The organism is Promicromonospora kroppenstedtii DSM 19349 (genome assembly GCF_000515355.1).
Taxonomy (GTDB): Bacteria; Actinomycetota; Actinomycetes; order Actinomycetales; family Cellulomonadaceae; genus Promicromonospora; species Promicromonospora kroppenstedtii.
The window spans coordinates 113,370-122,512 of record NZ_KI911656.1; the positions used below are offsets into that span (position 1 = coordinate 113,370).

General features: G+C 70.7%; 8 protein-coding genes. 2 read left to right on the forward strand and 6 right to left on the reverse strand.

What is annotated here, in order from left to right; translation table 11 throughout:
• A partial coding sequence (locus PROKR_RS11260) for a rhamnogalacturonan lyase family protein (RefSeq protein WP_084800377.1) occupies positions 1 to 2,184 on the reverse strand: 2,184 nt, incomplete at its 3' end.
• Between the two features lie 333 nt (positions 2,185 to 2,517).
• Here PROKR_RS11260 and PROKR_RS11265 point away from each other — a divergent pair.
• On the forward strand, positions 2,518 to 4,017 hold the full coding sequence (locus PROKR_RS11265) for an SDR family NAD(P)-dependent oxidoreductase (protein ID WP_036963128.1): 1,500 nt from the start codon (positions 2,518 to 2,520) through the stop codon (positions 4,015 to 4,017).
• Positions 4,018 to 4,283: 266 nt separating this feature from the next.
• Positions 4,284 to 5,270 carry an Abi family protein gene (locus tag PROKR_RS11270; RefSeq protein WP_036963130.1) on the forward strand — a complete coding sequence of 329 codons (987 nt, stop codon included), beginning with the start codon at positions 4,284 to 4,286 and terminating at the stop codon, positions 5,268 to 5,270.
• A gap of 111 nt (positions 5,271 to 5,381) precedes the next feature.
• Here PROKR_RS11270 and PROKR_RS32655 read toward each other — a convergent pair whose 3' ends face one another.
• From PROKR_RS32655 to PROKR_RS11295, 5 genes are all read right to left on the reverse strand, one after another.
• Positions 5,382 to 5,948, reverse strand: a complete 567-nt coding sequence (locus PROKR_RS32655; RefSeq protein WP_157602015.1) for a hypothetical protein — start codon at positions 5,946 to 5,948, stop codon at positions 5,382 to 5,384.
• 30 nt (positions 5,949 to 5,978) lie between these two features.
• The gene (locus PROKR_RS11280; protein ID WP_036963132.1) at positions 5,979 to 6,269 is read right to left on the reverse strand and encodes a hypothetical protein; all 291 of its coding nucleotides are present in this window, start codon (positions 6,267 to 6,269) and stop codon (positions 5,979 to 5,981) included.
• A gap of 111 nt (positions 6,270 to 6,380) precedes the next feature.
• Entirely contained in the window at positions 6,381 to 7,283 is a 903-nt protein-coding gene (gene pdxS / locus PROKR_RS11285) for a pyridoxal 5'-phosphate synthase lyase subunit PdxS (protein ID WP_281171700.1), read from the reverse strand.
• A gap of 150 nt (positions 7,284 to 7,433) precedes the next feature.
• Positions 7,434 to 8,021: a hypothetical protein gene (locus tag PROKR_RS11290; RefSeq protein WP_036963136.1), complete on the reverse strand. Its 588-nt coding sequence runs from the start codon at positions 8,019 to 8,021 to the stop codon at positions 7,434 to 7,436.
• Positions 8,018 to 9,143 (reverse strand): glycosyltransferase family 4 protein (locus PROKR_RS11295; RefSeq protein WP_036963138.1); only part of this gene is annotated, 1,126 nt, incomplete at its 5' end. The genes PROKR_RS11290 and PROKR_RS11295, both read right to left, overlap by 4 nt.

The following is a 9,143-nucleotide window of genomic DNA, read 5'->3' on the forward strand; positions in this document are numbered from 1 at the left end:
GCTGCTGACCTCGCTGCCGATGTGGAAGCTCGGGTGCGGCGGCTGGTTGTAGGCGGTGTTCTGCCAGGCGATCGCCACGCGATACTGGACGTCGTGCATCAGTGTCGCGATGCGCAGGTTCGTCGTGTGCGGTGTGGCATAGACGCGCAGTGCCGAGGAGTCGGCGGTCCGCCAGACGACCTCTTCGCGCCAGTCACCGAACAGGTCCGCCGAGAGCGACGGGGTGGCCTTGGTGCCGTTGTTCGACGCCACGTCCGAGCCGGTCAGCAGCCGCCCGCTCGGGTAGTCGTCGATGTGCGTGCCGTCGAGCAGCTCGCGCTCGCCGTCACCGTCCCACCAGGCCAGGAAGTTCGCCGAGCTCGGCTTGGCACCGACGGAGCTTCCCGAGGCGTTCCGCAGGTCCGACACGTTCGAGGACCAGAACTCGCCCCCGGGGCTGGCGGACGTGACGTTCGCGGCCACGCCTCGGCCGTTGTCGCCGCTCGGGCTGGTCTGGAACAGGACCGAGCCGTTCGAACCGATGAGGCTGGACGACGGGTCACTGCTGCTCTCGTGCACCATGAACACCTCCTGGCCCGCACGGCTGGGCACGATGTCGGAGACGTGGAGCGCGTCACCGTGCCCCATGCGGGAGTTCCACAGCGCGTTGCCGTCCGATCCGATCGCCATCGCCCCGTAGACCACGTCCTGACGGCCGTCTCCGTCCAGGTCGGCGATGGACAGGCTGTGCGCGCCCTGCCCCCGGTACTGCGAACCCTTGACGTCGGAGTCGAAGATCCACCGGGTCGAGAGGTTCTGACCGTCGAAGTCCACGGCCCAGATCACCGAGCGCGTGTAGTAGCCGCGCGCGAAGATCATCGAGGGCGCGGACCCGTCGAGGTACGCCGTGCCCGCCAGGAACCGGTCGACCCGGTTGCCGTAGTCGTCGCCCCAGCTGGCCACGTTGCCGCGCGGGGGCTGGTAGTCGACGGTGTCGACCGCTCCGCCGGTGCGCCCGTCGAAGACGGTCAGGTACTCCGGTCCCGTCAGGATGTAGCCGCCGCTGTTGCGGTGGTCGGCGCCCGCGTTCCCGATGACGACGCCCCGGCCGTCGCGCGTGCCGTCGGCGGTCTTCATGGCGATCTCGGCGTCGCCGTCACCGTCGTAGTCGTACACCTGGAACTGGGTGTAGTGGGCCCCGGACCGGATGTTGCGCCCCAGGTCGATCCGCCACAAGCGGGTTCCCTGGAGCGTGTAGGCGTCGATGATGGTGTTGTCGGTGACGCCGGACTGCGAGTTGTCCTTGGCGTTGGCCGGGTACCACTTGACGACGTACTCGTAGTCACCGTCACCGTCCAGGTCGGCGACGGTGGCGTCGTTGGCCTCGTACGCGCTCGAGGGCCGACTGATCGGGATGTCGAGGTAGCCGCCGGAACCGAACCTGGCCTCTGTGCTCGAGCGCGCACCCTCGGTGCCGTTGGTGACGGCCGCGACGGTGTAGGTCCCGCTACCGTTGGGGTCGAGGTAGTTCGTGGCGCCGGTGATCGGCGACGCGTTGAGCTTTTGGCCGTCGCGGTAGACGTTGAAGGCCACGTTCTGGCTGTCGGTGCCCAGCAGGCGCCAGCTGACCAGGTTGCCGCTCCCCGAAGGCACGACGGTCACGCCGCGGGTCAGGGCCTCGACCTCGTAGGCGCCGTCGCCGCCCGGTTCCTCGGAGCCACCGGTCGTGACGTCCAGGTAGTCGACGTTCGCCAGGCCCTCCGCGCCGGTGGCTCGCAGACGGACGGTGTTGACGCCGGCGTCGAGCTGAGCGGTGACGGTCTGGGCCGCCCAGCTCGTCCAGGCACCGGTGGCGTCGAACGGCGCGGTCCGCACCGAGGTTCCGTTCACGACGACCTCGCCCGGCCTGCCTGCCGTTGCGCCGTTGGCATAGCCGAATGCCAGCGTCGCCGTGCCCGCCGCGGCGGCGTCGACCCTGAACTCGACCGCGGCTCCGACAGCATTATCGGTGTTGCAGAACCCGCTGCCCGAGTGCCCGGCATGGTTGGACTCGATCAGGCCACCGCAGACGGCCGGTGCGGCCTCGGCCTCGTGGCGCACCGTGGCCGCGTGTGCGGTGTCCAGCGCGACGACGCTCGACGCGACGACGGCGAGGCCCGAGAGCCCGGCCGCGAGCGCCGTTCTGGTACTTCTTCGCCTTGTCATTGATGTCGCTCCTCTTTGAGCTAGCTCGACTGTGATGCGGCGCGCCGTCCTGGGCACGGCCGGTGATCTGGCGAGGGGTGACGAGGGCAGACACCTCCCTCGCCACCGTGCCGTCGGACCCCGAGCTTGAATCGATCCAATCAGCACGGCCGACCGTATGGTAAGCGTTTGCCCAGCGTCAACGGATCGCCGATTGTTAAACGATTCGGACGGCCGGTGCGGGGACGGTCCCGGGATCAGGCTGCCGCGCGCGTCGGCGACGACGCCGTCGGGCAACCGCGCTCCGGTGGACCGAACCGGGTGCCTGGCACCGGCGGCGGTTACCCTACGGCAGTGCCAACGAAAGCGGGGATCGACCCGGACGAGCTCGCCACCACCCTTCGCGTGCTGGGCCAGCTCCATGACCTCGAGCCCAACCACCCCGACGTCCAGACGGTCAAGCGGGCGACGGGCTACATGTGGAAGCTGCTCAAGAAATCCCGCAAGGCCGCGGTCCGCGAGGAGATCCAGGCGCACGACCGGAGCGTCATCGAGCGGACCGCGACCGGCTCGGCGGCGCGGATCGACGACGAGACCGCCGGCATCCCGCTGGTCTCCTCCGCGCCCGGGGCGTTCGCCGGAGAGCTGCGCACCGCCCGCGGCTGCTACATCTGCAAGACGGACTACACCCTGGTCGACTCGTTCTACCACTGGCTGTGCCCCGACTGCGCCGCGAAGAGCCACGCGCGCCGCGACCAGCGCACGGACCTGACCGGCCGCCGCGCCCTGCTCACCGGGGGCCGGGCCAAGATCGGCATGTACATCGCGCTGCGCCTGCTGCGCGACGGCGCCCACCTCACCGTCACCACACGCTTCCCGAAGGACGCGGTGCGCCGCTTCTCGGCCATGCCCGACGCCGCCGACTGGCTGCACCGGCTCAAGATCGTCGGCATCGACCTGCGCGACCCCACCCAGGTGATCGCCCTCGCCGACGACGTCGCCGCAGCGGGCCCGCTCGACATCCTGGTCAACAACGCCTGCCAGACGGTCCGCCGGTCCCCCGGGGCCTACTCGCAGCTCGTCACGGGCGAGTCGGCGCCGGTCGCCCCGCTCCCCTACGGCCTCGAGCCGCCGGAGATGGTCACGTTCGACCACGTCTCGGAGGCGCACCCCGCCGCGATCGCGGGCGCGCTGGCCGCACTGTCGGTCGCCCACCACGAGGGGCAGTCGCAGGACGACGCCGTCGCGACGCACACGGCGGCGTCCCTGACGGCGCTCGCGCTCCGGGCGGGCTCGGCCTCCCTGGACGCCCACCTGGCCGGCACGGCCGTCGATGCCGGCGGGCTGCTCCCCGACGTGCAGAAGAACAACTCGTGGACCCAGGTCGTGGACGAGGTCGACCCGCTGGAGCTCCTGGAGGTCCAGCTCTGCAACGCGATCGCGCCGTTCCTGCTCATCTCCCGGCTGCGGCCCGCGATGCGGGCGGCGACGGCGACGTCGCGCCGCGGGTACGTCGTCAACGTCTCGGCGATGGAGGGGCAGTTCTCCCGCCGGTACAAGGGCGCGGGGCACCCGCACACCAACATGGCCAAGGCCGCCCTCAACATGCTGACCCGGACCTCCGCCGGGGAGATGTTCGAGAAGGACCGGGTCCTGATGACGGCGGTGGACACCGGGTGGATCACGGACGAGCGCCCGCACGAGGAGAAGCTGCGGCTCGCCGCCGAGGGCTGGCACGCGCCCCTCGACCTGGTCGACGGCGCCGCGCGCGTCTACGACCCGATCGTCCAGGGCGAGGCCGGCAAGGACCTGTACGGCTGCTTCCTCAAGGACTACGAGCCGTCGCCCTGGTAGCGCTCTCGGCAAGGCGAACCGCCTCACGGGCGATGCAGAGGCTGAAGCAGCAGGGCGTTAGTCAGGACGAACACCGGAATGCGCCAGTGTGTCCATGCAGCGACGAGAGCATGGGCCGCGGTCCGCATGGCGAAGGAGCTCGACGAGGGTTCAGGCTCCACTGAGTGGCCTCGGGCCGAGACAAGCTCCCTCGTGCTACTCTGTCTCCATCACGATCAGCCCGTTGCCGCAAGGCGCGGGCTGATTTTCTTTTTCCAGGGAGGACCATGGCGGAGTACGCGAAGCCGTGGCTGTCCGTCGACGAGCAGATCGACCGGCTGGCGGGGCACGGGATTGCGATCGAGGACCGCGGCCGAGCCTCGTCGGTCCTGCAGGCAGTCGGCTACTACCGCCTCACCGGCTACCTCTACCCGTTCCGCGAGTCCGAGCAGCACGTCGACGACGAGGGCCGCACGCGGATCCGCGTGCTCAGCGACTACCGGGCGGGCACGACACTGCGGCACGCCGAGGACATCATCGACTTCGACCGGCGGCTGCGCATGCTGGTCATGGACGGCGTCGAGCGCATCGAGGTCGCCGTCCGCATGCGGATCGGGTACGTGCTCGGCAGGAGGTCCCCCTTCTCCTACGAGGACCCGAACTGCTTCACTGAGGCCTTCACCGCCGAGAATGCCGACGCCCGGGACCTCGCGTCGAGCAGGCACGTGCAGTGGCTTCGACGCGTCGACGACAGGAAGGCCAGCTCCGACGAGCAGTTCGTCGAGCACTTCCGGGAGAAGTACGACGACCGCATGCCGGTCTGGGCACTCACCGAGATCCTCGAACTGGGCCACCTCTCCGTCCTCTACCGCGGCATGCACCAGCAGGACGCCGAGGAGATCGCCCTGGCGTTCAAAGTCCCGACAAAGAAGATCATGACCAGCTGGCTCGCCAGTCTGAACTACGTGCGCAACGTCGCGGCGCACCACTCCCGGCTGTTCAACAGGAAGCTCCAGCACGCGCCGGCCCGTCCGAAGGCCGGACAGATCCCAGTCCTCGACCACCTGCGGGACGAGAAGAGCGCCAAGGGCGTCTTCGGGACCTACAACGCCCTCGCCGTGATCGCCTACATCCTGCCGTCCATCGACGCCGACTCGGACTGGGCGAAGCAGCTGGCAGCACTGCTGCGGGAGTTCCCGGCCTCGCATGCCCTGACGATCGCGTCGATGGGGTCTCCGCAGGGCTGGGAGTCACTCGACCTCTGGCGCGGCTGACCTGACGGTCCGTGGGCCAGTGCAGCAGGCGAGGTCGGATCTCCATCCGCATCGCCTCGCCCATGACGGCTTTACCAGCCACGCTCTGATTGTCACGGGGACGTGCGCTCCTCACTCGCTGCGGGAGCGCCAGGTCTCGTAGCGGTCGGCCCACGTGCCGTCGGCCTCGTCGTGCACCACCTGGGCAAGCACGCTCCAGGCGCTCTCCGGGATACGGCGCAGCAGGACGATGTCCTTGCGGCGCCAGGCCAACAGATAGCGGACGGCGCCGGACCATGCAGGGTCGGTGGCGGGTACACCGGCCAAGGCCGTGAAGATGGCCTGCAGCGGCAGCTGCTCGAGCAGGGTCGCCGCCGCCCCCTCGTGCACCGGGTAGCCGGAGTAGCGGCCGGTGCCGCCTGACCGCCAGCGCAGGAGCGCCAACGCTTGGTCGGGTTCGCTTGGGTGCGCCTCAGCAAGGCTGCGAGCGAGGTCGTCGGCCAGTCGCTCAGGAAGCCCTGAAGCGGCCTCATCGAGGATCCGGGGAACCCATGCACGAACGGCCTCGGGTGCGGCCACCGACCAGGACTCGACAGCCCGCGCCTGATCTCGCCGCTGCTGTTCGCGACGGTCGACCCGTTCAGCAGGCTGCGTATAGCCGTGAGCAGCCAGCCAGGCGATGAGCTCCGCGCCGTGCACGAGCTCGACGTCGCCGTCAGGCGAGCCCTGTCAGCGCAGCGTCGAGCCGTGGTGCCAGCCGAGGACATCGACTGCAGTGCCCTCGTGGTCGAGCAGCTCGAACGCGGAGTCGCCGAGGCACATGCAGTAGATGCCCGTGGATCGGGAGACCTCCAGCAACCGGGCCAGTTCGTCGAGCTCAGCACGATCGCTGATCTTCAGCACAGGCTCGACGTCGCGCGGTCGGCTCCCGGACGCACCGCGGTCGTACACGCGGATGACCGACGCCGAGCGCACCAGGCCGTTCAGGACCTGCGCGTCGAACGCGTAGTCGTCGGACATGCACGCGAGGGTAGCGGCGCGCCCGGTGGGGCGGACCCTCGCAGGAAACGGAGAGAACGAAAAGGCCCCGCGGACACGGCGTCCGCGGGGCCTTTCCTACGACGGCTCAGCTCACCAGCCGCGCTCGGCCAGCCGGTGCGGCTCCGGGATCTCGTCGACGTTGATGCCGACCATGGCCTCGCCCAGACCGCGCGAGACCTTGGCGATCACGTCGGCGTCGTCGAAGAAGGTCGTCGCCTTGACGATGGCCTCGGCGCGCTGCGCCGGGTTGCCCGACTTGAAGATGCCCGAGCCGACGAAGACGCCCTCGGCGCCGAGCTGCATCATCATCGCGGCGTCCGCCGGGGTGGCGATGCCGCCCGCGGTGAACAGGACGACCGGCAGCTTGCCGGTGGTCGCGATCTCCTTGACCAGCTCGTACGGCGCCTGGAGCTCCTTGGCGGCCACGTACAGCTCGTCCTCGGGCAGCGTGGTCAGGCGGCGGATCTCCTGGCGGATCTTGCGCATGTGCGTGGTCGCGTTCGAGACGTCGCCGGTGCCGGCCTCGCCCTTGGAACGGATCATCGCGGCGCCCTCGGTGATGCGGCGCAGCGCCTCGCCCAGGTTGGTCGCACCGCACACGAACGGCACGGTGAAGTTCCACTTCTCGATGTGGTTGGTGTAGTCCGCGGGGGTCAGCACCTCGGACTCGTCGATGTAGTCGACGCCGAGCGACTGCAGCACCTGTGCCTCGACGAAGTGGCCGATGCGGGCCTTCGCCATCACGGGGATCGAGACGGCCTCGATGATGCCGTCGATCATGTCGGGGTCGCTCATGCGCGACACGCCGCCCTGGGCACGGATGTCCGCGGGCACCCGCTCGAGCGCCATGACGGCCACCGCGCCCGCGTCCTCGGCGATCTTCGCCTGGTCGGGCGTGACGACGTCCATGATGACGCCGCCCTTGAGCATCTCGGCCATGCCACGCTTCACGCGCGCGGTGCCGACCGTACCCACGGTGTTCTCGCCGGTCACGGATTCAGTCACGGTTACCTCGCATAGTTCTCGCCGGTGGGATCGACGCCGGTCGTTCCGGGCGCGGTCGGCGCCCTGACCCGATCTTATCGCCCGGCCTGCCGCGTCCCCGCCGCCGACCGCAGAACGGTCACCATCCGGACAACCCGGTCACCCGCCGGCCGGCTCCAGTCCGTGCGGCAGCGCGTCGTCGAGCTCGACGGTGCGCGGCATGGGCGCCCGCCCGGCCAGGTGGAACAGGCGCACGTACCAGAGCCGGCGCACGCGCCGGGTCTGGGCCACGGCCTCGTTGTGGAACCGGCGGGCCAGCGTCACCCGGTACCAGGCGGCCGCGAGTCCCTCCAGCACCTCGCCGGACGGCCCCACCCGCAGGTCGTGCACCGCCTCGGGTGAGCCGAACGCCTCGCGCAGCGTCGCCGTGAGCCCGGACTCGGCACGCTCGCGCGCGGAGTCCAGCCCGTCCATCTTCAGCGCGGCGGCAGGCGAGGTCACGGCCCCGGCGTCGGACGCCGCATAGGCGGCGTCGGCCACCAGCACCGCGCTCGCCGGGTCCAGCACGCCCGACGTCGCGAGCTCCACCGCGGCCGAGGCACGCCGCACGAGCTGGGCGTCCAGGGCGATCCGCGAGGCCGCGACCTTGCGGTGCAGCCGGTCGATCCGCGAGGCGCCCTGCCAGGCGAACAGCAGGCCGACGACGACGGCGCCCAGTGCGACCAGCGCGATCTCCGACCAGCTCACGTGTCACCCCCGACCCGGCGCGGGAACAGTCCCATGAACCGGCCCATCACGTCGCCGGCGATCGCGTGGTCGGCGTCGAGCGTCATCTCGTAGACGGCCAGGACCTGCTCCGTCACGCCCGACCAGTCGAACCGCTGCACCCACTGCGCGGCGTGCGCGCGGTAGGCGTCCCGGCGCGCCGGGTCGGCGAGCAGGTCCAGCACGGTGGTGGCGAGGTGGCCGGGGTCGCCGGTGCGGAACAGGGCGCCCGCGGCGCCGTCGTCCAGCACGCGCTGGAAGGCGCCCAGGTCGCTGGCCACGACCACGGACTCGGCGCTCATCGCCTCCACGAGCACGATGCCGAAGCTCTCCCCGCCGGTCTGCGGTGCGACGTACAGGTCGGCGGACGCCAGCAGCGCCGCCTTCTCGGCGTCGGACACCGCGCCCAGGAACTCGACGGAGGAGGCCAGCTCCCCCAGGGTCTCCCTGGTCTCGGCGACGATGTCGTTGCCGCGGCCTGCCACCAGGAACCGCGCGCCGGGCACCCGGTCCAGGATCGTGGGGACGGCCTGCACGAGCACGCCCAGCCCCTTGCGCGGCTCGTCGAGCCGGCCGAGGAAGGCGATGGTCGGCGCGTCGGGCGTGCCGGCCCACTCGGGACGGCGCGGGCTGGTCGCGAACACCTGCGTGTACACGCCGTTGGGGATCACGACGGCGTCGCCCCCGAGGTGGTCGACGAGCGTGCGGCGCGCGTCCTCGGACACGGCGATGCGGGCCGCGATCTTCTCCAGCGACTGCCGCACCAGCGGGTAGGCGACCTGCAGCGCCCGCGAGCGCACCTGCGAGGTGTGGAAGGTGGCGACGACGGGCTCGGTGGCCTGCCACAGCGCGATCATCGACAGGGACGGGACCATCGGCTCGTGCAGGTGGACGATGTCGAACGGGCTGCCGTCGATGCCGCCCTCCAGCCAGCGCCGCACGCGGGTGGCGGTCAACGGCCCGAAGGTGAGCCGCGCGACCGACCCGTTGTACGGCACGGGCACCGCGCGGCCGGCGGCGGTGACGACGGCGGGCAGCTCGGTGTCGTCGCTCGACGGGGCGAGCACCGAGACCTCGTGCCCGGCGGCCTGCAGCGCCTCGGCG